This window comes from Blautia sp. AF17-9LB (assembly GCF_003479185.1).
GTDB lineage: Bacteria > Bacillota > Clostridia > Lachnospirales > Lachnospiraceae > Fusicatenibacter > Fusicatenibacter saccharivorans.
This window is the reverse complement of record NZ_QUGU01000028.1, coordinates 1-24,621: the sequence shown is the minus strand read 5'-3', so window position 1 is coordinate 24,621 and position 24,621 is coordinate 1. Positions and strand designations below refer to the sequence as shown.

General features: G+C 47.9%; 23 protein-coding genes. 20 read left to right on the top strand and 3 right to left on the bottom strand.

The window, feature by feature from the left end:
* Nucleotides 1-343 precede the first annotated feature (343 nt).
* A complete protein-coding gene (locus DWX00_RS18955; RefSeq protein WP_118596003.1) occupies nucleotides 344-1,924 on the top strand; it encodes an ATP-binding cassette domain-containing protein in 1,581 nt (526 codons plus the stop codon).
* Between the two features lie 206 nt (nucleotides 1,925-2,130).
* Nucleotides 2,131-2,652 carry a hypothetical protein gene (locus DWX00_RS18950; protein ID WP_243037577.1) on the top strand — a complete coding sequence of 174 codons (522 nt, stop codon included), beginning with the start codon at nucleotides 2,131-2,133 and terminating at the stop codon, nucleotides 2,650-2,652.
* Between the two features lie 38 nt (nucleotides 2,653-2,690).
* Here DWX00_RS18950 and DWX00_RS20765 read toward each other — a convergent pair whose 3' ends face one another.
* Entirely contained in the window at nucleotides 2,691-2,765 is a 75-nt protein-coding gene (locus DWX00_RS20765) for a DUF6783 domain-containing protein (RefSeq protein WP_373141018.1), read from the bottom strand.
* Nucleotides 2,766-2,816: 51 nt separating this feature from the next.
* Here DWX00_RS20765 and DWX00_RS18945 point away from each other — a divergent pair, with 51 nt between their 5' ends.
* The 3 genes from DWX00_RS18945 to DWX00_RS18935 all read left to right on the top strand — a co-directional run bounded on the left by DWX00_RS18945 (nucleotide 2,817) and on the right by DWX00_RS18935 (nucleotide 6,363).
* Complete coding sequence (locus DWX00_RS18945) at nucleotides 2,817-4,424, top strand: spermidine synthase (RefSeq protein ID WP_117804095.1); 1,608 nt, start codon at nucleotides 2,817-2,819, stop codon at nucleotides 4,422-4,424.
* A gap of 142 nt (nucleotides 4,425-4,566) precedes the next feature.
* Nucleotides 4,567-5,790 carry a M28 family metallopeptidase gene (locus tag DWX00_RS18940; RefSeq protein ID WP_118596002.1) on the top strand — a complete coding sequence of 408 codons (1,224 nt, stop codon included), beginning with the start codon at nucleotides 4,567-4,569 and terminating at the stop codon, nucleotides 5,788-5,790.
* Nucleotides 5,791-5,868: 78 nt separating this feature from the next.
* Nucleotides 5,869-6,363 carry a GNAT family N-acetyltransferase gene (locus DWX00_RS18935; RefSeq protein ID WP_055227881.1) on the top strand — a complete coding sequence of 165 codons (495 nt, stop codon included), beginning with the start codon at nucleotides 5,869-5,871 and terminating at the stop codon, nucleotides 6,361-6,363.
* Here DWX00_RS18935 and DWX00_RS18930 read toward each other — a convergent pair.
* Nucleotides 6,332-7,219: a LysR family transcriptional regulator gene (locus DWX00_RS18930; RefSeq protein WP_117508979.1), complete on the bottom strand. Its 888-nt coding sequence runs from the start codon at nucleotides 7,217-7,219 to the stop codon at nucleotides 6,332-6,334. The two genes, DWX00_RS18935 and DWX00_RS18930, sit on opposite strands and share 32 nt — an antisense overlap.
* Before the next feature lie 123 nt (nucleotides 7,220-7,342).
* Here DWX00_RS18930 and DWX00_RS18925 point away from each other — a divergent pair, with 123 nt between their 5' ends.
* The 4 genes from DWX00_RS18925 (at nucleotide 7,343) to DWX00_RS18915 (ending at nucleotide 11,410) form a co-directional block, all read left to right on the top strand.
* Nucleotides 7,343-8,710, top strand: a complete 1,368-nt coding sequence (locus DWX00_RS18925; RefSeq protein WP_118596001.1) for an MATE family efflux transporter — start codon at nucleotides 7,343-7,345, stop codon at nucleotides 8,708-8,710.
* A 224-nt stretch (nucleotides 8,711-8,934) separates the two neighbouring features.
* Nucleotides 8,935-9,108 carry a hypothetical protein gene (locus DWX00_RS19775; RefSeq protein WP_158578914.1) on the top strand — a complete coding sequence of 58 codons (174 nt, stop codon included), beginning with the start codon at nucleotides 8,935-8,937 and terminating at the stop codon, nucleotides 9,106-9,108.
* 88 nt (nucleotides 9,109-9,196) lie between these two features.
* Nucleotides 9,197-10,042 (top strand): S8 family peptidase, encoded by an 846-nt coding sequence (locus tag DWX00_RS18920; protein WP_055227885.1) that lies wholly within the window; start codon nucleotides 9,197-9,199, stop codon nucleotides 10,040-10,042.
* A 165-nt stretch (nucleotides 10,043-10,207) separates the two neighbouring features.
* Complete coding sequence (locus DWX00_RS18915) at nucleotides 10,208-11,410, top strand: NADP-dependent isocitrate dehydrogenase (RefSeq protein ID WP_055217983.1); 1,203 nt, start codon at nucleotides 10,208-10,210, stop codon at nucleotides 11,408-11,410.
* Nucleotides 11,411-11,508: 98 nt separating this feature from the next.
* Here the strand turns inward: DWX00_RS18915 and DWX00_RS18910 are convergent, their stop codons facing one another.
* Nucleotides 11,509-13,434, bottom strand: a complete 1,926-nt coding sequence (locus DWX00_RS18910) for an ABC-F family ATP-binding cassette domain-containing protein (RefSeq protein ID WP_117812762.1) — start codon at nucleotides 13,432-13,434, stop codon at nucleotides 11,509-11,511.
* A gap of 154 nt (nucleotides 13,435-13,588) precedes the next feature.
* On the opposite strand from DWX00_RS18910, the gene DWX00_RS18905 reads away from it, so the two are divergent.
* The 11 genes from DWX00_RS18905 to rlmH all read left to right on the top strand — a co-directional run bounded on the left by DWX00_RS18905 (nucleotide 13,589) and on the right by rlmH (nucleotide 24,535).
* Complete coding sequence (locus DWX00_RS18905; protein ID WP_022462574.1) at nucleotides 13,589-14,245, top strand: redox-sensing transcriptional repressor Rex; 657 nt, start codon at nucleotides 13,589-13,591, stop codon at nucleotides 14,243-14,245.
* An 89-nt stretch (nucleotides 14,246-14,334) separates the two neighbouring features.
* Nucleotides 14,335-15,843: a bifunctional ADP-dependent NAD(P)H-hydrate dehydratase/NAD(P)H-hydrate epimerase gene (locus DWX00_RS18900; RefSeq protein ID WP_022462573.1), complete on the top strand. Its 1,509-nt coding sequence runs from the start codon at nucleotides 14,335-14,337 to the stop codon at nucleotides 15,841-15,843.
* A gap of 63 nt (nucleotides 15,844-15,906) precedes the next feature.
* On the top strand, nucleotides 15,907-16,029 hold the full coding sequence (locus tag DWX00_RS20335) for a hypothetical protein (protein ID WP_256372849.1): 123 nt from the start codon (nucleotides 15,907-15,909) through the stop codon (nucleotides 16,027-16,029).
* A gap of 6 nt (nucleotides 16,030-16,035) precedes the next feature.
* Nucleotides 16,036-16,383, top strand: coding sequence for a type II toxin-antitoxin system PemK/MazF family toxin (locus tag DWX00_RS18895; RefSeq protein ID WP_022462572.1), 348 nt, complete (start codon nucleotides 16,036-16,038; stop codon nucleotides 16,381-16,383).
* Between the two features lie 137 nt (nucleotides 16,384-16,520).
* The gene (locus DWX00_RS18890) at nucleotides 16,521-17,249 is read left to right on the top strand and encodes a YebC/PmpR family DNA-binding transcriptional regulator (protein ID WP_022462571.1); all 729 of its coding nucleotides are present in this window, start codon (nucleotides 16,521-16,523) and stop codon (nucleotides 17,247-17,249) included.
* A gap of 83 nt (nucleotides 17,250-17,332) precedes the next feature.
* A complete protein-coding gene (locus tag DWX00_RS18885) occupies nucleotides 17,333-17,992 on the top strand; it encodes a ClpP family protease (RefSeq protein ID WP_022462570.1) in 660 nt (219 codons plus the stop codon).
* Nucleotides 17,993-18,113: 121 nt separating this feature from the next.
* A complete protein-coding gene (locus DWX00_RS18880; protein WP_022462569.1) occupies nucleotides 18,114-18,980 on the top strand; it encodes an undecaprenyl-diphosphate phosphatase in 867 nt (288 codons plus the stop codon).
* A 24-nt stretch (nucleotides 18,981-19,004) separates the two neighbouring features.
* A complete protein-coding gene (locus DWX00_RS18875) occupies nucleotides 19,005-21,545 on the top strand; it encodes an FtsK/SpoIIIE family DNA translocase (protein WP_055267847.1) in 2,541 nt (846 codons plus the stop codon).
* A 123-nt stretch (nucleotides 21,546-21,668) separates the two neighbouring features.
* Entirely contained in the window at nucleotides 21,669-22,556 is an 888-nt protein-coding gene (locus DWX00_RS18870; protein WP_055217977.1) for a sulfide/dihydroorotate dehydrogenase-like FAD/NAD-binding protein, read from the top strand.
* Complete coding sequence (gene gltA, locus DWX00_RS18865) at nucleotides 22,556-23,950, top strand: NADPH-dependent glutamate synthase (RefSeq protein WP_022462566.1); 1,395 nt, start codon at nucleotides 22,556-22,558, stop codon at nucleotides 23,948-23,950. The genes DWX00_RS18870 and gltA overlap by 1 nt, the downstream gene beginning before the upstream one ends.
* A 105-nt stretch (nucleotides 23,951-24,055) precedes the next feature.
* Nucleotides 24,056-24,535: a 23S rRNA (pseudouridine(1915)-N(3))-methyltransferase RlmH gene (rlmH, locus tag DWX00_RS18860; RefSeq protein ID WP_117508974.1), complete on the top strand. Its 480-nt coding sequence runs from the start codon at nucleotides 24,056-24,058 to the stop codon at nucleotides 24,533-24,535.
* Nucleotides 24,536-24,621: the final 86 nt, after the last annotated feature.

Below are 24,621 nucleotides of genomic sequence, written 5' to 3'. Positions count from 1 at the left end.
AGCCCTTTGGAGGGCTAATAATAAACCACCAGTTGAACTGGTGGTTGCTAACTAGAAAAAAAGAAAGAACATGAACGTGTAAAGGTGAGGGAATGTATCTGAAATAATTTAAGCTGGAAAACACAATTGTATTTTGATAGGACCTGTTTGAAACAGGTTATTTTGTGTACGCTTAAATTAGATACTCAGACGATTCGTTATGTTCCGACACCAGTGCCATGCACGCTGTGTCTGTTTAGGATGCGGGTCTGTTTTGCGTACGCAAAGCGGGCTCGCTTTTTAAATACTCTAGGCAGAATTTTTTATGCGTGAGAAAAAGAAAAACAGGCAGAAGGGAGTTTTTATGGCACAGATCAATGTCAGTAATCTAACTTTTGGGTATGAAGGAAGTTATGATACAATCTTTGAAAATGTATCGTTTTCAATCGACACCAGCTGGAAGCTTGGTTTTGTGGGAAGAAACGGAAAGGGAAAGACAACGTTTCTTCAGTTACTCCTGGGAAAATACGAATACCAGGGAGCGATCACCCGCTCGGTTGTCTTCGATTATTTTCCGTATCCGGTGAAACAAAAAGATCTGGAACGGACAGCAGCGGAGCTGATGGAAGACTGGAAAGCGGGAGTAGAGAGCTGGAGAGTTCTTTGTGAATTGGAAAAACTGGATATGGACGCAGAACTTTTGTACAGACCATTTGGTACGTTAAGCTTTGGGGAGCGGACCAGGGTTATGCTTGCAGTCCTTTTTTCCGGTGAAAATGATTTTCTGCTGATCGATGAACCCACCAACCATTTGGATCAGGACGCCAGAGAGATTATCAAAAAATATCTGGCGTCAAAAAAAGGATTTATTCTGGTATCCCACGACAGGGATCTGCTGGATGCCTGCATCGATCATGTGCTGGTTTTAAACCGGGCCTCGATCGAAGTACAGAGCGGCAATTTTTCCAGCTGGTGGGAAAACAAGGAAAAAGCAGATCATTTTGCCAGAATGGAACATGAAAAACGTGTAAAAGAAATTGGAAAACTAAAGGCAGCCGCCGATTGTTCTTCGCGCTGGGCAGAAAAAAATGAAAATACCAAGATTGGATATGATCCAGCCAAAGAACATGACAGATCGATATCGACACGATCGTATATCGGAGCAAAGACGAAGAAAATGCAGTCGCGCGTCAAAGCGTACGAGGAGAGAATGGACCGGGAGATCGAGAAAAAGGAAGGGCTGTTAAAAGATATCGAAACGGTAAAAGATTTAAAGATTATGCCGCTTTCCCATTACAAAGAACGGCTGATCGAATGCAGGGATTTTTCCTTAAAATACCGGGATGGAAAAGAGAATGTGATCACCGGATTGAATTTTGAACTGAAACAAGGAGACCGTGTTTTTCTGAAAGGAAAAAATGGCTGTGGAAAATCCAGCCTGATCAAGTATATTCTGACGCAGAACCTGCAAAATTCTTCCAATGGCGGAATCGAAAAGCGGAAAATTACGATGTCCGGATGCGAAAATCTTTCCGGCGAAAATATAATGGCAACGGGTACCTGTTCGATTGCCTCAAATCTCGTTATTTCCTATATCAACCAGGATACCTCGCATCTGTCCGGAACGCTGAAAGAATTTGCCAAAAAGCAGGAAATTGATGAGCCAATGCTCCTTTCCATGTTGCGCAGCCTGGATCTGGACAGAGAACAGTTTGTAAAAAACATGGAGGAATTTTCCGAGGGACAGAAGAAAAAAGTATTGATTGCTGCCAGCCTTTTAACACCTGCGCATCTCTATCTGTGGGATGAACCGCTGAATTATATTGATGTATTTTCACGGATGCAGATTGAGAAACTGATTGCGCAGTTCCAGCCAACGATGCTGATCGTGGAGCATGATGCAAGGTTTGCCAGAAAGCTGGCAACGAAAGTGGTAGAGCTTTGACCAGAAGAATAAACGGAAAGGTTATGACTGAAAAAAACGAGACTTCTTATGGAGGTCTCGTTTTGCTATGATTAAAAATAGTAAAAAAAGGAGGAATTCACATTATGACAAAAAGAAAAATAATGCTGATTACGGTTTGCTTTGCTATTTTTGCTATATCGCTTCTGCTATCCAGATAGTTTTTTAAAAGCGCTGGAAAAAGGAATATGGATGTTCCGGCAGCGGGATCTGAACAGATAGAGGATTCAAAGGATACAGAAGAAAAAAGAAACACAGAAGAAATGACAGAGCTGGAAGAAACAGAAGGGGCAGCAGCATCAGAAGGGGCAGCAGAACCGGAAAAAGTATATAGTAACGGCTATTCCGGCGGAGGAGAAACGCTGGCGCTGATCCTGGGAAAAAAGCCGGAACTGTTTACTGCAGCGCTCATGTGCAGCTCCAAATGGGATGGAGCATATGAACCGGTGACAGAGGCAAAAACACCGGTCTATTTTGTGATTGGCGAAAGTGATGAATATTATGGATCAGAACCGTTTAAAGAAGCGTATCAGATTTTATATGAGCTGTATGCAGAGCAGGGTTTAGCAAAATCCGAAATAGACAATTTGCTGGTACTGGATATAAAAGAGAAAAATTACTTTGCAGGAACGAAAGTGACTTATCAGCACGGAGGCGGTTATCTGTTCTGTCGGGATGAAAAAAATATGGGATGGCTGTTTGGACATTAAGAGTCATGGAAAAATATATTGCAAAATTCCAAAGAAGTCTATAGTATGATAGTAGAGCGCGTTTGAAAAATCATTTCCGCATTCTGTGCGTTCCATTTTGCGGTATGTTTCACTCTTTTGCCGGCATGATGGCAGCAAAAAGATAAAATAAAAAAGGAGTCGACATGGAAAGAAAAAATCGTGGCATCTTAAAAAACAAGTTATTTTTGTATCTGACAGAATTTTTTTCCGGAATGTCTGTGATGGCGGTAGAACTTGGTGCGAGCAGGCTGCTTGCCCCGTATTTTAGTTCTTCACAGATTGTATGGACGATCATCATCGGAACCATCATGATTGCTATGGCACTGGGAAATATCTATGGAGGCAGAACGGCGGACAAGTCGCCCAATCCGGACAAGCTCTATGGACGTATCATCGTAGCTGCTTTATGGATTGCGTTAATTCCCGTGGTCGGAAAATATATCATTGTTGGCATTTCTGCGGTTCTGATTTTTTCCGTAAATAACAATTTTCTGATCCTGGCTGCGTTTGTGGCCTGTATGGTAATTTTTGTGTTCCCGTTATTTTTACTGGGTACGGTAACTCCGTCGCTGGTCAAATATTCGGTGAGCAATCTGGATGATAACGGAAAAACGGTGGGAACACTGGGAGCATTCAATACGATCGGCAGCATTATTGGTACCTTTGTGCCGACGTTTGTTACGATCCCTGCGGTTGGAACATCGATCACTTTTCTGATCTTTGCGGGAATTTTACTTGCGTTATCCATCGTGTATTTTGTGATGGAAAAAGCAGGGAAAAAGAAAGTGATTGCATCGGTACTTATTTTCGCGTTCTGCTGTGGAACAGGTTATTCCGATTCCTTCGCATTCTGGGAAAACAACCTGACATATGAGGGAGAGTCTGTATACAACTATCTTCAGGTGTACGAAAATGATAAGAGAGTAGCATTGTCTACCAATGTTCTGTTTGGCGTACAGTCTGTCTATATGAAGCAGGATGAACTGACCGGAATGTACTATGATTATGCGATGGCGGCGCCGCTTATGATCAAAGACAAGCCGACAGATCAGATGGATGTGCTGATCCTTGGCATGGGTACGGGAACCTACGCCACACAGTGTAAGAAATATTTTGGGAACATGAACATTGAGGGTGTAGAGATTGATGAAAAGATCACGGATCTCTCGCGGAAATATTTTTCACTTTCCGAGGATATTCCGGTGACTACTTACGATGGAAGAGCGTTTTTAAATGCATCGCAGAAAACGTATGATGTGATTATGGTCGATGCATATCAGGATATCACAATTCCATTCCAGATGTCCTCCAAAGAGTTCTTTGAACTGGTCAAATCACATCTGAAGGACGATGGCGTTATGGTGGTAAACATGAATATGCGTGGAATGAAGGAAGGAAACATCAATCAGTACCTTTCGGATACGATTGGAAGTGTCTTTGATACAGCGGTTACAGTGGATGTGGCAGGATCGTCCAACCGGGAACTCTTTGCGTCGGACGATTCGGACATCGTAAAGAATCTGACGAAACATACGGGGGAACTTACAAACGTAAACCTGAAAAATATGATGCAGGAAGTTACGTCAAATCTTACAGAATATCAGAAAGGAAATTATATCCTCACAGATGACCAGGCGCCGGTGGAGCTGCTTGGCATGCAGGTGATCGATGAGCTGATCAAGGATGAAGTCCAATACTATAAAGATATCTATAAAGAGCAGGGAATCAAAGGACTGATCGAGTCTCTCTGAGCTCTGGAAAAAACATAAATCATGGGAATGAGAAAGAGGAACAGATACACCATCACAGTTTTTTAAAAAAGTTGTACGAAATAACATGGTTATGTTAGCAAATGATATACAGAAAAAATGGTTATAAAGGAGAACTAAAAATATGAAGTTAAAATCTATTTTTGACCAGACAGATTTTGTACATGCAAGCGGTACAAAAGAAGAATTGCAGGTTGCAAACTATTTAAAGGAGCAGTGTGAAGCATTAGGAGTCCCGGCAAAACTGGAAGGTTTCCGCGTTGCGATGGGCGAAATCGAAGAGGCACATTTGTATGCAGACGGGATGGAAATTTCATGCAAAGCTCTCACATGCTGCGGAAGCGGAAGTGTCGAAGGCGAACTCTACTATATGCCGGGAACCGATCCGGTTTCCGTTGCCGGTGCAAAAGATAAAATTGTGCTGATGGATACGCAGGGAATCGGATTTTTTGCGTACCAGGATTTGATGAAAGCAGGCGCGAAAGCGATTCTGTTCCAATATGGAAACAGCTATTACCCACATACAGACATTGATCAGAGAGATCTTCGGGAAGCCGTTGTCGGAGAGGAAAAGAAAGTGCTCTGCGCTATGATTCACTCCGCACAGGCAGTAGAACTTGTGAAAAATAAAGTAAAACAGATCCGTCTGGAAATCCGGCAGAAGGAATACGATGGAGAATCCCATAATGTGATTGCAGAATTGCCGGGAAAAAGAGAAGAATGGATCGTTTTAAGCGCGCATTATGATACGACATCGCTTTCGCATGGTGCATATGACAACATGAGCGGATGCGCAGGGCTTCTTGGAATCATGGAGCAGATGAAAGGGAAAGAGCTGAATTATGGTCTTCGGTTTGTATTCTGCGGAAGCGAAGAAAGAGGACTTTTAGGATCGAAGGCGTATGTCAGAGATCATGAGAAAGAGTTGAGACAGATCGTACTGAACATCAATCTGGACATGATCGGAACGTATATGGGAAAATTTATCGCCTGCGTATCGGCAGAAGAAAAGCTTACCCATTACATCAGCTATATGGCTGCAGAAGTTGGCTTTCCAATCGCAGCAGAAAACGGCGTCTATTCCAGTGATTCCACGCCATTTGCCGATCATGGGGTTCCGGCTGTTTCGTTTGCGCGTATTGCCAACGGAAATGTCGCCCCGATTCACTGCCGCTACGATGTCAAAGATGTGATGTCGATGGAGCAGCTGCAAAAAGATATTGATTTCCTGACAGTATTTACCAGAAGATTCGCAAACGCAGCGGTCTGCCCGGTGGCAAGAGAAATACCGGAAACGATTCGGAAACAATTGGATGAATATTTGTTTCGCAAGAGAAAAGAAGCCTGATATACTTCGATCACGGATATGAGCAGCGAGACGAATTGCAAATAGGAAAAAGAACGACAGTGGCAGGAGAGAGAAACCATGAAAAAAATAGAACTGGTAGAAATCAGGCAGGTAAACGATGCCCTTGCAGAAATGGTTGCGCTGTTTCGAGTAGAACTGCGTTCCTATAAAGGAATTGCATCAAAACCGAACGTGGAAGACGGACGGGAAGAAATGAAGGAATACCTTTTAGCAGGATTTCCAGTGTTTGCCGCTACGGTGCATGGCGAATACGCAGGTTATGTTGTCTGTCGTATTGAGAGCGAGGTGGTGTGGGTGGAATCCATCTTTGTCAGAGAAGAGTACCGCCGGCAGGGAGTCGCTGCCGCACTGCATGGCAAGGCAGAAGAAATTGCAGCTTCTTATGGAAACGATACGGTTTACAACTATGTCCATCCCAATAACCACAGGATGATTGAATTTTTGAGAAAGCGTGGTTACACCGTTCTGAATCTAATTGAGATCCGTAAACCGTATCAGAATGAAAAACTGACGCAGACGATTACGGTTGGGGAACATGAATTTGATTATTGAGGGAGTCATTTTCATCCCACAATTCCAGAAAAGCCCGAAGTTCAGACGGAAGGCGCCCCTTGCGCCAGGCAAGCAGGATTTCGGTTGTAAGGTCTGCATCTGTGATGGTGCAGGCCTTTAATTTATGGGTAAGATTCAGCATGGAGGCCGGCAGAAGAGCGATGCCAAGGCCTTTTTCTGCCATTGTCATTGCCGTGCGGGCGTCCTCGCAGGTGAGATAGATATCGCAGAACAGACCCGCCTGCTCGAAAGCGGAGAGCATGTATTTCCGGTAGCGGTTCGACAGAATCAGCGGCTGCTCGGCAAGTTCCGTAAGCGAAAGGGTTTCACGCCCGGCAAAAAGCGGGTGAGAAGGGAGTGCCATGGCGGTGATGCTCTCTTTTAAAAGGGTCTTCGTCTCGCAGCCATTTAAAACGATTGGCGTGCGGAGCGTGGTGAGATCCACCATGTGATTTTCGAGCTGGTCTTTTAAAGCAAAGGTAGAACCCTCGTGGACATCAAAATGGATGTGCGGGTATTTCCGGGAAAATCGCAGGAGATAGTCGGCGAGCAGCGAAACGGTGGATGGCGTCATGCCGATGTGGAGTGTCGCAGACTGACTGGATTTTACGACTTCGCGCCTGGTGAGATCCGCAAGCATCAGAAGCGTTCCTGCCTGTTCATACAGTGTTTTTCCTGCCTCGGTCAGGGTGATTTTCTTTGTACCGCGGATGAGAAGAGGCACCTGAAGCTCTTCCTCCAGCATTTTGATCTGATAACTTAACGGCGGCTGTGTCATATGCAGCACCCGTGCCGCCCCGCTGATGGTTCCCGCGTCCACGATGGCGCGGAAGTATTCGAGTTGTCGAAGTTCCATAAAAATCCTCCTGAAAAAACTATATAAAAATTATTCAATTTCAATATAAAAACAATAATTTACATATAGAATACGCCATGCTATACTGAAAAGCAAGTGAAAAAGAAGGGAATGAGGGAACAAATGAAACGAATTGATTTCGAACATGGAACCGTAACCGGAAACATCTTCGGGGCAGCGCTCCCGATGCTGGTTGCTCAGATTTTGAGTCTGCTGTACAATATTGTAGACCGCGTCTACATCGCGCGGATCCCGGAGGTAGGAACGGCGGCACTCGGTGCAGTCGGTCTGTGCTTTCCGCTGATCGTTATCATCACAGCATTCAGCAACTTGTTTGGAAGCGGCGGCGCTCCGCTGTTTTCGATTGAGCGTGGAAAGAATGATCAAAAAAAGGCGGAACGTATTATGAATACGTCGTATTCCATGGTATGTGTCTGTGCTGTCATACTGATGGTGATCGGCTTTTTGTTTGCCCGTCCACTGCTATCACTGTTCGGCGCATCGGCAGATGCGATGGTCTACGCGTATCCTTATATGATGATTTATCTGATCGGAACTTTGCCGTCGATGGTGGCAACCGGCATGAACCCGTTCATCAACGCGCAGGGCTACTCGACCGTTGGTATGCTTTCCGTCACGATCGGAGCGGTCGCAAACCTGCTGCTTGACCCGCTGTTTATCTTTGTGTTTGGCTTTGGTGTGCAGGGGGCTGCGATTGCAACTGTGATTTCCCAGACACTTTCCGCAGTGTTCGTTCTGTATTTCCTGACCCGGAAATCGGAACTGAAAGTGCGCTTTGTGCGGAAAAATGAAATTTCTGAGTGTGCAGGCTATGCGAAAAATATTGTCAGCCTCGGTACCGCGGGATTTATCATGCAGCTGACCAACAGCCTTGTCACGATCTGCTGCAACAACGTACTCTCTGTGACCGGCGGTGATATTTACATCTCTGTTATGACGATCGTATCGAGCGTGCGTCAGCTCGTCGAGACACCGATCTATGCAATGAATGAGGGAACTTCTCCGATTTTGAGCTATAATTACGGTGCACGCCGTCCGGCCCGCGTGCGCAAGGCGATGTGTGTCATGAGTGCGATGATCCTCGGCTATACCGCAGTGATGTGGAGCGTGATTGTTCTGGCGCCGCATGCGCTGATCGGTATTTTCAGTTCGGATGCGGTACTGACCGCAGATGCGGTTCCGGCTCTGAAGCAGTACTTTGCAGCATTCATTTTCATGGATCTGCAGTACATTGGACAGACCGTATTCAAATCTCTGAATAAAAAGAAGCAGGCGATCTTTTTCTCCCTGCTCCGAAAAGTCTTCATTGTTGTACCGCTCACCTATCTGATGCCGTACGTACTCCACATGGGAACGGACGGTGTATTCCTTGCCGAACCGGTATCAAACGTAATCGGCGGAAGTCTCTGCTTTATCACCATGCTGATTCTGGTTCTGCCGGAACTGAAGCGAATGGAGCAGCAGAAGTAATGTTTTTGAAAAGTTTCTGAAAAAAGGACAGGAAGATCTTTACCGAAACGGTTTTGGCAGATATCTTCCTGTTTTTTATTGCCATACATACAATATGATGCCTCGGACAATCTGATGCGCATTGGAGTCCCGGCGCTCCGCATTCTGTCGGTGCCTATCTGCTTTCGATTCCAGGTCTGATCTATCAGGCGGCGCTGCAGGGACTTTCCCTTGGAAAAGAAAGTATGTACATATCCATGACACGCCAGGCGATTCTGCCGCTGGTGTTTGCATTTCTTCTCAAAGGATTTGGAAACCTGAATCTGATATGGGGCGCCTTTGTCCTGGCTGAGCTCTGCGGCATCCCGCTTGCAGCAGCTCTCTGGAAACGGAAAGGGGAAAAGCAGATTCAGTTTTAAGTATAGAAAAGAAAAACAAAAAGGCTGTTCTTTGCGAAAGGCAGCCTTTTTTGCATACCATAAGATAAGAATACACAGGGACTTATGGATGAAAGAGCAGGAAAATCTGACAGGAAAAGGAATTACAGCCGCCGTGCTGGATACAGGGATTTTTCCCCATATGGATTTTGACGGCCGGATTGTAGCCTTCCGGGATCTTGTGTACGGGCGGGAGACGCCTTACGATGACAATGGACACGGAACGCATGTCTGTGGTATCCTTGGCGGAAGTGGAAGAGCGTCCGGCGGAAAATACCAGGGTGCGGCACCGGGATGCCGGTTTGTCGTAGTGAAGATTCTGGACCGAAGGGGAAATGGAAGAAAGCAGGATATCCTCGCGGCGATTGACTGGGTGTGCAAAGAGCGAATAAGACTTAATATCCGCATTTTAAATATTTCAGTGGGAACAACAGAGCAGGAAAAAACGGTGGATGATCTGCTAGTACAGGCGGTGGAGCGCGCCTGGGATGACGGGATCACTGTTGTGACAGCGGCCGGAAATCTGGGGCCCGCTCCGGGCAGTATTACGGCGCCGGGGAGCAGCAGAAAAGTGATCACCGTGGGAGCGGGCGATCTGCTGGAGCCAAGAAGAGGAATCTCCGGATGCGGCCCGACACGGGACTGCGTCTGCAAACCGGATCTTGTCGCGCCTGGAAAACGTCTCATTTCCTGCGCGCCTGGAAGAAGCAGGAAGGAATATGTGGTGAAGAGCGGCACCTCGATGGCGGCACCGCGGGTGTCCGGAGCCGTGGCTTTGGCACTTGAACGGGTTCCGGATCTTACAAATGTCCAGGCGAAAATGCTGCTTTGCGAATCGGCGAGAGACCTTGGCCTTCCGCGCAACCGTCAGGGGCATGGGATGCTTCAAACAGACCGTTTTCTGTCTCTTCTGTGAGACACTGTGCGGCAGCATAAAAAAAGAAAAATGAAGGAAAACACCTCTCATCCTGCAAAAATTGTGTGAATTTATGGGAAAATGCCAAAAAATCAGGCGAATTTTGACTTGACAAGCTATAGGATACTTTATACAATAAACGGGAATAGAAAAAGGAGGCCTACTATGGAAAAAATTCAGATGACCACTCCTCTGGTAGAGATGGATGGAGATGAGATGACCAGAATTCTCTGGAAAATGATCAAAGATGAGCTGCTTCTCCCGTTTATTGACCTGAAAACGGAATATTACGATCTGGGACTGGAACACAGAAACGAGACGAACGATCAGGTAACCGTAGATTCCGCAAACGCTACCAAGAAATACGGTGTAGCAGTCAAATGTGCCACCATTACGCCGAATGCAGCGCGTATGACCGAGTACAATCTGAAAGAAATGTGGAAGAGCCCGAACGGAACGATCCGTGCCATGCTCGACGGAACCGTTTTCCGTACCCCGATTGTCGTAAAAGGCATCGAGCCGTGCGTGCGCAACTGGAAAAAACCGATCACGATTGCCCGTCATGCATACGGAGATGTCTATAAAAATGCAGAAATGCGCATTCCGGGACCGGGAAAAGCAGAGCTGGTTTATACGGCTGAGGACGGCACCGAGACAAGAGAGCTGATCCACAACTTCACCGGCGCCGGTGTCATTCAGGGCATGCACAATCTGGATAACTCCATAGAAAGCTTTGCGAGAAGCTGTTTCGAGTACGCACTGTCCACGAAACAGGATCTGTGGTTTGCAAGCAAGGATACGATTTCCAAGAAGTATGATCACCGCTTCAAGGATATCTTCCAGGAGATCTTCGATGCAGAGTACAAAGAGAAATTTGCAGAAGCAGGCATTACCTACTTCTACACTCTGATCGACGACGCCGTTGCCCGCATCATGAAAGCAGAGGGCGGCTTTATCTGGGCCTGCAAGAACTACGACGGCGATGTCATGAGCGACATGGTATCCTCCGCCTTCGGTTCCCTTGCGATGATGACTTCTGTTCTCGTATCCCCGCACGGATATTACGAGTACGAGGCTGCGCACGGAACCGTACAGCGCCACTATTACCGTCACTTAAAAGGTGAGGAGACATCCACCAACTCCGTGGCCACCATTTTTGCATGGACCGGCGCACTCAGAAAACGCGGGGAAATGGATGGAAACGCAGAACTTTCCGCATTTGCAGACCGTCTGGAAAAAGCAACGATCGCAACGATCGAGAGCGGAAAAATGACAAAAGACCTTGCGCTGATCACCACCATGGAAAATCCGACCGTATTAAACAGCCGTGATTTCATCCTGGCCATCCGCGAGGAGCTGGAGAAATAATTAAACGAAGCAAAAAAGAAAGCCGATCCGGCATTCCCGCAAAAAGGGATGCGCCGGACCGGCTTTTTCTGTTTTGAATTTTCCGGGGAAAACCAGGCCTATTCGGCAAGCTCTTCCCATTTTTCATACAGCTCTTCGAGTTCCGCGGCAATCTCTGCTTTCTCTTTGCTTAATTTCACACACTCTGCCACATTCGTTGCGACTTCCGGTTTCGACATTTCCTCATCAATTTCCGAATCGCGTGTCTCAAGCTCTTCAATTCGTTTCTCCGTCTTTTTCAGCTCGTTTTCTTTCTTGCGGAGACGTGCCTGTTCTTCTTTCTGCGCTTTCCAGTCCAGCTTTGTGGAGGAGGCTTCGGAAGGAGCCGCTGTTTCTTCCGGAGCGGCGGCATCGGCAGCAGGAGCATAGATGCGGGTCAGCTCTTCTTTTTTCTCCAGATAGTAATCGTAATTTCCGATATAGTTGACGAGTGTTTGTCCCGTCAGCTCCAGAATCCGGGTTGCAGTCTGATTGATAAAGTAACGGTCGTGGGAAACGTACAGTACCGTTCCAGTGTAATCCTTCAGCGCGTTTTCCAGAATCTCCTTTGATACGATATCGAGGTGGTTGGTCGGCTCGTCGAGGATCAGGAAGTTGGCGTTCGAGAGCATCAGCTTGGCAAGAGAAATTCGTCCGCGCTCACCGCCGCTCAAGGTATGAATCGGTTGGAAGACATCGTCGTTTGTAAACAGGAAGGCGGCCAGCACATTTCGGATTTCGGTGTTTGTCAGATACGGATACGCGTCGGAAATCTCCTGGAAAATGGTCTTTTCCATGTGGAGCACCTGATGCTCCTGATCGTAGTAACCGATCTGTACACGGCTTCCAAGTGTAAAAGAGCCGGCATCCGGGCGGATGACTTCGTTTAAGATCTTTAAGATCGTCGTTTTTCCCGTTCCGTTGTTTCCGATGATTGCGACGCGCTCCCCGCGCTTGATTTCGAAATTCAGATCCTGGAAAAGCGTCTGTCCCGGGAAGGCTTTGGAGAGGTGCTCGACGGTCAGCACATCGTTTCCGCTTGTGATGCGCGGTTCCAGACGGATCCGCATATCGGAGCGTACTTCGGTCGGCTTTTCCAGCACATCCATTTTGTCCAGCATTTTTTCACGGCTCTCGGCGCGTTTGATGGATTTCTCGCGGTTGAAAGATTTCAGCTTTGCAATGACTTCTTCCTGATGGTGGATTTCCTGCTGCTGGTTGACCCAGGCATGGTAAGCGGCTTCACGGAGCATTGCTTTTTTTTGACTGTAGGCGGTATAGTTTCCCTCAAAAGTTGTTACTTTTTTATTGTCCACTTCAACGACTTTTGTGACAACGCGGTCGAGAAAGTAACGGTCATGGGAGACGATCAGGACGGCTCCGCTGTAATTTAAAAGATACGTTTCGAGCCAGGAGATCGAGTCCATATCGAGGTGGTTGGTCGGCTCGTCGAGCAGAATGATGTCCGGTTTGGTGAGCAGCAGTTTACCAAGTGCCACGCGGGTCTTCTGACCGCCGGAGAGGGAGTCCACCTGTTTTTCAAAATCGCTCTCGGAAAAGCCAAGACCTTTTAAAACACCGACGACTTCACTGCGGTACGCGTATCCGTTTTCCAGTTCAAAGGTATGGGAGAGGCGGGTGTAGGTGGAAAGAAGTTCATCCAGCTCTGCACCGGATTTTGTATTCATATCACTTTCCATCTGACGGAGGCGTTCCTCCATATCGATCAGATTCTGTTTCGCGGTCAGCACTTCCTGGTAAATGGAAAGGTGTCCGGTCAGATCCTGATGCTGGGCGAGATAGCCCATCGTCTTTCCTTTGGAGAGGATGACCTCTCCCTCATCGGCCCTCATTTCGCCGATGATGATTTTTAACAGCGTCGATTTTCCGGCACCGTTGATGCCGACCAGTGCGGTTTTTTCGCGTTCTTCTATATGAAAAGATGCATTTTTGATAATTTCCGTTGTCCCGAATGCTTTCGAGATATTCTGACATGCAAGAATCATGTGGTTCCTCCAGATAACATATTTCTGTATTTTGACATAATACACCATCCTTATTATAGAGAGTAATACACAAAATTTCAAGAAATCTTTGACAATTTTCTATCAACCATATATAATATGAATATATGCAGGTGTAAATAAGGAGGAATTTATCTTGGAAGAAAAAGGAATTTCGCGGGCAGTTATCAAAAGACTTCCTAGATATTATCGTTACCTGGGCGAATTGCTGGAGGACGGAGTAGAACGGATCTCTTCCGGTGAGCTGAGCGAGCGGATGAAAGTGACAGCTTCCCAGATTCGCCAGGATTTAAATAATTTCGGCGGCTTCGGCCAGCAGGGGTATGGTTATAACGTGCGGTATCTGTACAGCGAGATTGGAAAAATTTTAGGTCTGGACAGAGTCCACAATATGATTTTTGTCGGAGCCGGAAATCTGGGACAGGCGCTTGCTAATTATGCGGCCTTTGAAAGAAGCGGATTCAAAACGGTCGGTATTTTTGACGTCAACCCGGTATTAAAAGGAATCTCCGTGCGCGGAATTGAAATCCGCATGGCGGACGAGCTTCCGGAATTTATCAAGGAACACCATGTAGAGATTGCGGCTTTGACACTGCCAAAAGCAAAAGCGGTAGAGATGGCAGAGATTCTCGTGGACAACGGTGTAAAAGCAATCTGGAATTTTGCACATACCGATCTAAACTTAAAACTTCCGAAAGATGTGATCGTCGAGAACGTCCATCTTTCCGAAAGTCTGATGCGTCTCTCCTACAATCTGACCAGATATGAGGCGGAGCATCCAAAGAACAATTAAGAAACCAAAACAAAAGCAGGAGAGTCTTCGGGAAACCGGAGACTTTTTCTGTTCACTTTCCGGATAAGGCAGGAAAAGGAGGAAAAGCGATGAAACGGATTCTTACAGCAGCACAGATGAAGCAGGCAGACCGCAATACGATCGAAACCATGGGGGTACCGTCCCTGGTACTGATGGAGCGCGCAGCGCTGTCCTGCGTGGAGGAGCTTCAAAATGGAACATGGGATACAGGAAAAGTCCTTGCTGTGTGCGGTCCCGGAAATAATGGAGGGGACGGTGCGGCAATTGCACGGATTTTAAAGACGAAAGGGGTGGATGCGGAACTGTTCTGTCTTGGAAATCCGGAAAAATACAGTGAAGGCATGAGAGCACAGAAGAAAATTGCGGAAAATTATGGGGTCCGTGAGGTTAAGAATCCGGATTTCCGGGAATATACTGTTATCATAGATGCCATCTTTGGAATTGGCGTATCCCGTCCGCTGGCAGGGGAGTACCGGAGGGCAGTGGAAGCAATCTGCGCAAGCGGTGTTCCTGTTCTTGCCGTGGACATCCCTTCGGGGATCCACACGGATACCGGAGAGGTCCTTGATGCGGCGGTGAAAGCCAGAGCCACGGTGACATTTGCCTGTGCAAAGCCAGGGCTTCTCTTTGATCCCGGAAAACGATATGCCGGAGAGGTCCTGGTCCGTGATATCGGAATCGGCTTTGATGCAGGAGAAGAGGAGACGCCCTGGTACGGTTCAGTGGAAAAAGAAGATCTGGACCGGTTTCTTACCCGCACGCCGATGGGAAATAAGGGAACCTTCGGAAAGGTGCTGGTACTTGCCGGTTCCGGTGCCATGTGCGGAGCCGCTGTTTTGTGTGCCAGGGCAGTCCTTGCATCCGGTGCCGGCATGGTAAAGGTTGTGACAGAGGAAAGAAACCGTACGCCGCTTTTCTGTGCCCTGCCGGAAGCAATGGCGGATTTCTGGAAGGAGGATGAGCCGCTTCCGGAAGAAGCCCTGCTGCAGGATCTCGCCTGGGCGGACGCTGTTGTTGCGGGACCGGGACTTTCCAAAAGCCGGACGGCAAAAGAACTGCTCGTTTTTACGGTGCAGCACACAGAAGTTCCTCTTGTTCTGGATGCAGATGCGCTGAACCTGATTGCAGAAGATGCAGAGATTCTTTCGGGCTGCCGGGCAGAAAAAATTTTAACGCCTCATGTAGGAGAGCTTGCACGGCTGCTGCACATGACCATTGCAGAATGCCAGCGTGACCCGGCAGGAAGCGCCGGAAGGGCAGCCGAAAAATACCAGGCCTGCTGTGTACGAAAGGATTCCGTAACCGTGACAGCAGAGGAAGGGCGTGAGCAGTATTACATAAACACAAGCGGAAGCAGTGCGCTTGCGACGGCGGGAAGCGGCGATGTGCTCGCGGGAATCACAGGCGCCTTTGCAGCAAAACGTCAGTGTGAAAAAAACGAGAAAAAAATCAGCCTTGCCAAAACAGCGGCACTGGCGGCATATGCGCATGGAAAGGCGGGAGAGGCTGCGGAAGAAAAAAGCAGTGCTTCCTATGTAACAGCATCCGAGATTATCAGAGGATTGCAGTCAATCTGAGCAAAGCAGATCAGAATCACGGGTTCCCAAAAGGACTCCGGGCGGACTTTTTTGAAGCGCCGGATGAAATTTGTGAATACCTCCGGAAAAACAGGCAATATTAAATACATGGAAACGATTTTAAAAGGCGTAAAACGCCGGATCGTTATCGTATGGGAAAGCAAAACGGAAAGAATCGGAGAGTGAGCACAAGTGGTAATCAAGCGTGGCGATGTATATTATGCCGACCTGCGGCCCGTTGTGGGAAGTGAGCAGGGCGGTGTCCGTCCGGTGCTGATCATTCAGAATGACATCGGCAACCGGCACAGTCCGACGGTGATCTGTGCGGCGATTACATCGAGGATGAATAAGGCGAAGCTGCCGACGCACATTGAGATCGAAGCGTCCGCCTATGGGATTGTACGGGATTCTGTTATTTTACTGGAACAGCTTCGGACGATCGATAAGAGAAGGCTGAAAGATAAAATCTGTCATCTGACGCCGGAACAGCTGGCCCTTGTGAACGAAGCACTGAAAATCAGCCTAGATCTGCCTACATAAGGGGTATTTTTGGCGCGGTTCACGGTTGACGAATGAGAAAGATCGTGCTATATTCTATATTATATGGGCTTCTGCCGTTTTTCGGGGAAACCTTTTTACAGAAAAGTAATACTTTAAATAAAGGAGACAAAAGAGGTATGTCAGGACATTCAAAATTTGCCAATATTAAGCATAAGAAAGAAAAAAACGACGCAAAAAAAGGTAAAATCTTTACCATCATCGGCCGTGAGATCGTAATCGCTGTCAAAGAGGGCGGACCGGATCCGGCAAACAACAGCAAGCTGCGAGACGTTATCGCAAAAGCAAAAGCAAACAACATGCCGAACGATACCATCGACCGCGGTATTAAAAAAGCTGCCGGAGATGCAAACGCAGACAACTACGAGCGTATCACCTACGAAGGTTATGGCCCGAATGGTATCGCGATCATCGTAGAGACTCTGACCGACAACAAGAACCGTACCGCAGCAAACGTAAGAAGCGCTTTCACCAAAGGAAACGGAAGCGTTGGAACACCGGGATGCGTATCCTACATGTTCGACAAAAAAGGCCAGATCATCATCGACAAAGAAGAGTGCGAAATGGATGCTGACGATCTGATGATGCTTGCTCTGGATGCAGGCGCAGAAGACTTCGCAGACGAAGAGGACAGCTACGAAATCATCACCGATCCGGATGACTTCTCCGCAGTACGTGAGGCTCTGGAGAAAGACGGTATCGCCATGGCAGAGGCAGACGTTACCATGATCCCACAGACCTACGTAGAGCTGACCGATCCGCAGGCATTAAAAGACCTGAACCGTACCCTGGATCTGCTGGATGACGACGACGACGTACAGTACGTATATACCAACCTGGACGAGTAATTTCACTGGAAATTACATAGAATCATAAGAATCTGCGCATACTGATGAAGCTATTTTGGAATAGCAGAAAAGAGGAAATCCGTATGGCAGAATCACAGAAAAACCAGACAGAAAAAGAAAATATTGTAGAACTGAAGACCAACATTTATCTGCTGTCCATCATCGGCGAGGTGGAGGGGCATGAATCACTCGGCGAGCGCACGAAAGCGACGCGCTATGAGCACATTCTCCCTGCTCTTGCCCGTGCCGAGGAGGACAAAAGTATTGATGGTCTTCTGATTCTCCTGAATACCGTAGGCGGAGATGTGGAGGCCGGTCTTGCAATTGCAGAGATGATTGCGTCCATGCGAAAGCCTGCGGTATCGCTCGTTTTAGGGGGTGGTCATTCGATCGGTGTCCCGCTCGCCGTTGCAGCAGACTATTCGCTGATCGTGCCGAGTGCCACCATGGTCATTCACCCGGTGCGTACAAACGGCATGTTCATCGGTGTTGCACAGACGTACCGTAATATGGAAAAGACGCAGGATCGGATCACAGGTTTTGTATCGGCCCATTCTAAAATCACCAAGGAACGGCTCGAGGAGCTGATGCTCGATACGAAAATGCTGGTCAAGGATGTCGGAACAATGCTGGACGGCCCGCAGGCAGTGGAAGAAGGCCTGATCGACGAGGTCGGCGGCATTGCCCGCGCGCTCGAAAAGCTGAATGAGCTGATGAAAAAGGCAGCAGGGACAGAAAATTGACTTCACGGCGCGGCTTGTGTTTCAGGGGATTTTGTGTTAGAATGAGTTCGCTGTGAAAATTCGAACGGAAGTTTTGGCCGGACTTTCACAAAAGAGAAAAATAAGGGAACAGGATAAAAAAATGACAGTAATAGAAGCTTTATTTCTGGGCCTGATCCAGGGAATCACGGAATTCCTGCCGATCAGCAGCTCCGCACATCTGATTATCTTCCGTCACTTTATGAAGATCGAAGATACGCAGACGGTGTTTTTCAATGTGCTTTTGCACTTTGGCTCCATGATTGCAATTCTGCTCACATTTTCGAAGGAATGGAAACGTCTCTTCCTCGCGCTGTGCGGAATCATAATCGATCTGTTTCATAATTTAAAGGAACACTTTTCCAGTCAGCATCAGGAGAGAAAGCAGTACCGGAAGGTACTCGGCAGCAACTACCGTATGCTTGCTTTCCTGCTGATTCTGACCACCATCCCGACTGCTGTAATCGGCGGCATGATTCAGAGCCTTGTCACACTGACCTCCTCGAATCTGCTGGCACCTGGCGTTGGTCTGTATCTGACGGCGATTCTGCTTGTGGTGGCAGATATGCTTCCGGAGGGAGAAAAAACGCAGAAAAATTTGAAGCCGAAAGATGCACTGATTGCCGGATTCTTCCAAGGCTTTTCCACGATTCCGGGTCTTTCCCGTCTTGGTTCGACTATTTCTGCGTGTGTGATCGGCGGCATGACCCGTTCGTACGCTGTGAAATACTCTCTGATTGTGAGTGTTCCGGCGATTATCGGGGCAACGATCGTTGAAATTGCGACCATGGGAAAAAATAAAATTGTTTTTCATCCGGTATATCTGGTCGGCGTTTTCATGGCGGCACTTGCCGGTTACTTTACGATCCGCATTCTGATGCGTGTGGTGAAAAAACGGAAACTGAAATATTTTGCTTTGTACTGTCTTCTTGTCGGGACATTCTCCATTGCAGGATATTTTCTGCTGTAATACGAGAAAGGGGAGAAGTTCTGCATGGCAAATACAACAAAGGGAAGCGGGAAGACAAAGAAAAAAACTTCTGCTTCCGGAACAGCAAAAAAGAAACAGACCCAAACAACGGCCAGAAAAACAACGGCGAAAAAGAGCAGTACCGCAAAACGTACCTCCGGCACAAGGAAAAACACAGTCCGTGAGCCGATGGACGAGGGAGTGCGCGCAGAAATTATTCTGCTTTCCGTGCTTGCTGTTTCGATTCTGCTGATGCTCAGTAATTTCGGTATGGGCGGCGTGATCGGACAGGCTGTCTGCGACTTCTTTTTCGGCCTTTTCGGCGTGACAGAGTGGGCAGCACCGGTTCTGATCTTCTTTGGAACAGCATTTTACATAGCAAACAGACAGAACTTTTTAATTGTGCGGAAAACCGGGGGAGCGATCAGCTGCTTCGTCTTTTTCTGCGCTTTTATGCAGCTTCTGGCGTCCGGCTATACGAGAGATACGACATTTCTGGATTACTATTTTGACAGCGCCTACGATCATCTCGGCGGAGGAATCTTAGGAGGGTCTGTCGTGAAAATTCTCGGCATGGGATTCGGCCAGATCGGTGCGTGGGTGATTATTGTGATCGCCATCGTGATTTCCGTGATCGTGATGACGCAGAAGCCGATTCTCGCGCCGATCCATGAAAAGACGAATGACCACCGCCGGATGGCGGAGGAGCGCCGCCAGGAGCGTCTGGCGCGCCAAGCTGCGATGGAGGAAGAGGAAGGAAAAGAGCTGATTCTTGAGCCAGTGGAGGAACCGAAAAAAGCCGGGAAGAAAAAGAAATCCCGCCTTCTTTCTCATGTGGAATCGAAGGCTGATTTAAACGAAAACGACGATACCCATCAGATGGAGACGCCGGAGCTTTCGATTCACCGTGGTTCTGTGCCGGCTGAAGAGCCGGAAAAGACAGGACCGGAGATGACACGGCAAGCTGCAGAAGAGGCGAAAAAAGAGAAAACGTCTGCGGATCATACGAGAAATCCGCGGTCTTCCTGTGAAGAGATCGAGGCGGATATAGACGGCATTCGTCAGGAAATCGGGAAAAAAGCAGAGGAAAAGCGGCCGGAGTACAAAACACCGCCGATGAATCTTCTGAAAAAAGGGATGCGCGGTGCCATGGGCGATTCCGATGCGCATTTGCGGGAAGTAGCGCGGAAACTGGAGGAGACGCTGGACAGCTTCGGTGTCAAAGTTACAGTCAATAACGTAAGCTGCGGACCGACCGTCACACGGTATGAGCTGATGCCGGAACAGGGCGTGAAAGTAAGCCGGATTGTCGGATTGACCGACGATATCAAGCTGAGTCTTGCAGCAGCAGATGTCCGCATTGAGGCACCGATCCCGGGAAAATCCGCAGTCGGAATCGAGGTTCCAAATAAGACGAACACGGCCGTGATGCTGCGTGATCTTCTTGAAACACCGGAGTTTAAGAACTTTTCTTCGAATCTGGCCTTTGCTGTCGGAAAAGACATCGCCGGTCAGCCGGTCATCGCAGATATCGCGAAAATGCCTCATCTTCTGATCGCCGGTGCGACCGGTTCCGGTAAATCGGTCTGCATCAACACACTGATTATGAGTATTATTTATAAGGCAAAACCGGAAGACGTCAAACTGATCATGATCGACCCGAAGGTCGTTGAGCTTTCTGTTTATAACGGCATTCCGCACCTTTTTATTCCTGTTGTCACAGACCCGAAAAAGGCTTCCGGAGCTCTGAACTGGGCGGTTGCGGAGATGACAGACCGTTATAACAAATTTGCGGAATTCAACGTGCGCGATATGAAAGGCTACAATGCAAAAGTTGCCGAGCTGCCGCCGGATGAAAACGGCAAAAAACCGGAAAAACTGCCGCAGATCGTCATTATCGTGGATGAGCTTGCCGACCTGATGATGGTTGCGCCGGGAGAAGTGGAGGATGCGATCTGCCGTCTGGCACAGCTTGCCCGTGCGGCCGGCATCCATCTGATTATTGCAACACAGAGACCTTCCGTCAATGTCATCACTGGTCTTATCAAGGCAAATATGCCGTCCCGTATTGCATTCTCGGTTTCTTCCAGCGTAGATTCCCGTACGATCCTCGACATGGGAGGTGCGGAAAAACTGCTTGGAAAAGGCGATATGCTCTACAAGCCGCAGGATTACCAGAAACCGGCCCGTCTGCAGGGATCCTTTGTTTCGGATAAAGAGGTCAGCGATGTCGTTGCCTACTTAAAAGATCACTACGGCGAGAACGCTTATGATCCGGATATCGAAAAACGGATTCACACCGTAAGCCTGGATGGCGGTTCTGCCGCAGGCGGCGGAGATAACCGCGATAATTACTTCGTGGAAGCCGGAAAATTTATCATCGAAAAAGATAAGGCATCGATCGGCATGCTCCAGAGAGTGCTGAAAATCGGTTTCAACCGCGCGGCCAGAATCATGGACCAGCTCGCGGATGCCGGTGTCGTAGGACCGGAGGAAGGAACCAAGCCGAGAAAAGTTCTGATGTCCATGGAACAGTTCGAAAATTATCTGGAGGAACACGGATGATGGGAAAAGATGTTGTCCGTTGTTTACAAATAACCGGAAACGTGATAAAGTATTAACATAAAATGCGCGAAAATCCAAGTCGTGCTTTTGTTAAAATATTTCTAACAAGATTAGGAGGATATTATGTACAAGATTCAAGAAGCGGAAATGCTCGCGAATAATATCTACCGTATGGTAGTAGAAGCACCGCGAGTAGCACAGCACTGCCTCCCTGGACAGTTTGTTATTGTCAAGGCAGATGAAGAAGGAGAAAGAATTCCTCTGACCATTTGTGATTACGATAGAGAAGCAGGAACTATCACCATCGTATTCATGCCGATCGGAGAATCTACCAAAAAAATGAAAGATCTCAAAGCGGGAGATGCTTTCATGGATTTCGTAGGACCTCTGGGGCAGCCGTCCGAGTTCTGCAGCGAAGATATCGAAGAACTGAAGAAAAAACGGATCGTATTCGTAGCCGGCGGTGTTGGAACTGCACCGGTTTACCCGCAGTTAAAATGGCTGCATGAGCATGGAATCACTGCTGACGCCATTGTCGGAGCAAAGACAAAAGATCTCGTTATTCTCGAGAAAGAAATGTCTGCTGTCAGCAATCTGTACATAACCACAGACGATGGTTCTTACGTAAGAAAAGGTATGGGTACCGATGTACTCCGCGACCTTGTACAGAACCAGGGCAAACAGTATGATGTCTGTGTTGCCATCGGACCGATGATCATGATGAAATTCGTATGTCTTCTGACAAAAGAACTGAACATCCCGACCGTTGTAAGCATGAACCCGATCATGGTAGACGGAACCGGTATGTGCGGTGCCTGTCGTCTAATGGTAGGCAATGAAGTAAAATTTGCCTGCGTAGACGGACCGGAGTTTGACGGTCATCTGGTAGACTTCGACCTGGCTATGAAACGTCAGCAGATGTATAAGACAGAAGAGGGAAGAGCTCTCTTAAGATACCAGGAAGGCGCAACCCATCACGGTGGATGCGGCCAGTGCGGAGGTGACAAATAATGGCAAAGGGATTAAACAGAGTACCGGTACGTGAGCAGGAGCCGAAGGTACGTGCCACAAATTTTGACGAGGTATGTCTTGGATACAACAAAGACGAAGCAGTAGAAGAAGCACAGCGCTGCCTGGGCTGTAAAAATGCAAAATGTATCACAGGATGCCCGGTTAATATCAACATTCCGGCATTCATTGCACAGGTAAAAGAGGGAAACTTCGAGGAAGCATACAAAATTATCGGTGAGTCCAGTGCACTCCCGGCAGTCTGCGGCCGTGTATGTCCGCAGGAGAGCCAGTGCGAGGGCAAATGTGTCCGCGGAATCAAAGGCGACGCTGTTTCCATCGGCAAACTGGAGCGTTTCGTTGCTGACTGGGCAAAAGAAAACGGTATCAAACCGGTTCCGGCAGCAGAGAAAAACGGCCACAAGATCGCGGTTATCGGTTCCGGCCCTGCAGGTCTTACCTGCGCAGGAGACCTTGCAAAACTTGGCTACGATGTAACCATCTTCGAGGCACTTCACAAAGCCGGCGGTGTATTAAGTTACGGTATTCCGGAGTTCCGTCTTCCGAAAGACAAAGTAGTTGCCGCTGAAATCGAGAACGTAAAATCTCTCGGTGTTAAAATTGAGACCAACGTTATCATCGGAAAATCCGTTACCATCGACGAGCTGTTAAAAGACGAAGGATTTGAAGCAGTCTTCATCGGTTCCGGTGCAGGCCTTCCGATGTTCATGGGAATCCCGGGTGAGAACGCAAACGGCGTATTCTCCGCAAACGAGTTCCTGACCAGAAACAACCTGATGAAAGCATTCCGCGATGATTACGATACCCCGATCGCACACGGCAAGAAAGTTGCTGTAGTCGGCGGCGGCAACGTAGCTATGGACGCTGCAAGAACCGCACTTCGTCTCGGCGCAGAGGTACACGTTATTTACCGTCGTTCTGAGGCAGAGCTTCCGGCCCGTGCAGAGGAAGTTCATCATGCAAAAGAGGAAGGTATCATCTTCGACCTTCTGACCAACCCGGTAGAAATTCTGACCGACGACAAAGACTGGGTAACCGGTATCCGCTGCATCCGTATGGAACTTGGCGAGCCGGACGCTTCCGGAAGAAGAAGACCGGTTGAGATTCCAGGATCTGAGTTCGAAATTGAAGTAGACGAAGTTATCATGTCTCTTGGTACTTCCCCGAACCCGCTGATTTCTTCCACCACCTACGGTCTGGATGTCAACAGAAGAAAATGTATCGTAGCTGAGGAAGAAACCGGAAAGACCAGCAAAGAGGGCGTTTACGCCGGCGGTGACGCTGTAACAGGTGCAGCAACCGTTATCCTTGCTATGGGTGCCGGAAAAGCCGGAGCTAAAGGAATTGATGAGTATATCAAAAGCAAAAATGCATAAGGCATTGCTTTTCTAAACTAAAAGCCATATAGACGCGGACAAGAAGTGATCTATATGGCTTTTGGTGTTTTTGACAGATATCCGAAAGGGTTTTAAGATTACAGAATGAAAATTACAGTATTGACAGTAGGAAAAATCAAAGAAAAATATCTGCGGGATGCGATTGCCGAGTATTCGAAGCGCCTCAGCCGCTATGCAAAGCTGGAAATTATCGAGGTGGCGGATGAAAAGACACCGGACAACGCGAGTGAAACCGTAGAGACAAATATCAAAAACAAAGAAGCAGAGCGCCTTCTCAAATATATCCGGGATGACGCTTATCTGATTACATTGGAAATTAAGGGAAAACAGCTCACATCCGAGGAGCTGGCCCAGAAAATAGATACGCTCGGCGTGCAGGGAACGAGCCATATTATTTTTGTGATCGGTGGTTCCTTAGGGCTTGGCGAGGAAGTTCTGAAGCGTTCGAACTATGCGCTCAGTTTTTCGAAAATGACATTTCCGCATCAGTTGATGCGGGTTATTCTGCTGGAACAGATTTACCGGAGCTACCGCATTAACTGCGGGGAGCCATATCATAAATAGCTGCGAATAAGAGAGGTGTGATTGCGATGCGTGATGTCCCAGGGCAACCCAGTTGATCCTCAAAAGGGCAAAGTCACTGATCCTCT

Excerpts from the sequence above, each read along its gene's own strand:
- DWX00_RS18890 (WP_022462571.1), top strand. The coding sequence starts at position 16,521 with ATGTCAGGACATTCAAAATTTGCCAATATTAAGCATAAGAAAGAAAAA.
- DWX00_RS18945 (WP_117804095.1), top strand. The coding sequence starts at position 2,817 with ATGGAAAGAAAAAATCGTGGCATCTTAAAAAACAAGTTATTTTTGTAT.
- DWX00_RS18920 (WP_055227885.1), top strand. The coding sequence starts at position 9,197 with ATGAAAGAGCAGGAAAATCTGACAGGAAAAGGAATTACAGCCGCCGTG.
- DWX00_RS18940 (WP_118596002.1), top strand. The coding sequence starts at position 4,567 with ATGAAGTTAAAATCTATTTTTGACCAGACAGATTTTGTACATGCAAGC.
- DWX00_RS18900 (WP_022462573.1), top strand. The coding sequence starts at position 14,335 with ATGAAACGGATTCTTACAGCAGCACAGATGAAGCAGGCAGACCGCAAT.
- DWX00_RS20335 (WP_256372849.1), top strand. The coding sequence starts at position 15,907 with ATGAAATTTGTGAATACCTCCGGAAAAACAGGCAATATTAAATACATG.
- DWX00_RS18870 (WP_055217977.1), top strand. The coding sequence starts at position 21,669 with ATGTACAAGATTCAAGAAGCGGAAATGCTCGCGAATAATATCTACCGT.
- rlmH (WP_117508974.1), top strand. The coding sequence starts at position 24,056 with ATGAAAATTACAGTATTGACAGTAGGAAAAATCAAAGAAAAATATCTG.
- DWX00_RS18885 (WP_022462570.1), top strand. The coding sequence starts at position 17,333 with ATGGCAGAATCACAGAAAAACCAGACAGAAAAAGAAAATATTGTAGAA.
- DWX00_RS18875 (WP_055267847.1), top strand. The coding sequence starts at position 19,005 with ATGGCAAATACAACAAAGGGAAGCGGGAAGACAAAGAAAAAAACTTCT.
- DWX00_RS18915 (WP_055217983.1), top strand. The coding sequence starts at position 10,208 with ATGGAAAAAATTCAGATGACCACTCCTCTGGTAGAGATGGATGGAGAT.
- DWX00_RS18880 (WP_022462569.1), top strand. The coding sequence starts at position 18,114 with ATGACAGTAATAGAAGCTTTATTTCTGGGCCTGATCCAGGGAATCACG.
- DWX00_RS18955 (WP_118596003.1), top strand. The coding sequence starts at position 344 with ATGGCACAGATCAATGTCAGTAATCTAACTTTTGGGTATGAAGGAAGT.
- gltA (WP_022462566.1), top strand. The coding sequence starts at position 22,556 with ATGGCAAAGGGATTAAACAGAGTACCGGTACGTGAGCAGGAGCCGAAG.
- DWX00_RS19775 (WP_158578914.1), top strand. The coding sequence starts at position 8,935 with ATGTACATATCCATGACACGCCAGGCGATTCTGCCGCTGGTGTTTGCA.
- DWX00_RS18910 (WP_117812762.1), bottom strand. The coding sequence starts at position 13,434 with ATGATTCTTGCATGTCAGAATATCTCGAAAGCATTCGGGACAACGGAA.
- DWX00_RS18950 (WP_243037577.1), top strand. The coding sequence starts at position 2,131 with ATGGATGTTCCGGCAGCGGGATCTGAACAGATAGAGGATTCAAAGGAT.
- DWX00_RS18930 (WP_117508979.1), bottom strand. The coding sequence starts at position 7,219 with ATGGAACTTCGACAACTCGAATACTTCCGCGCCATCGTGGACGCGGGA.
- DWX00_RS18925 (WP_118596001.1), top strand. The coding sequence starts at position 7,343 with ATGAAACGAATTGATTTCGAACATGGAACCGTAACCGGAAACATCTTC.
- DWX00_RS18935 (WP_055227881.1), top strand. The coding sequence starts at position 5,869 with ATGAAAAAAATAGAACTGGTAGAAATCAGGCAGGTAAACGATGCCCTT.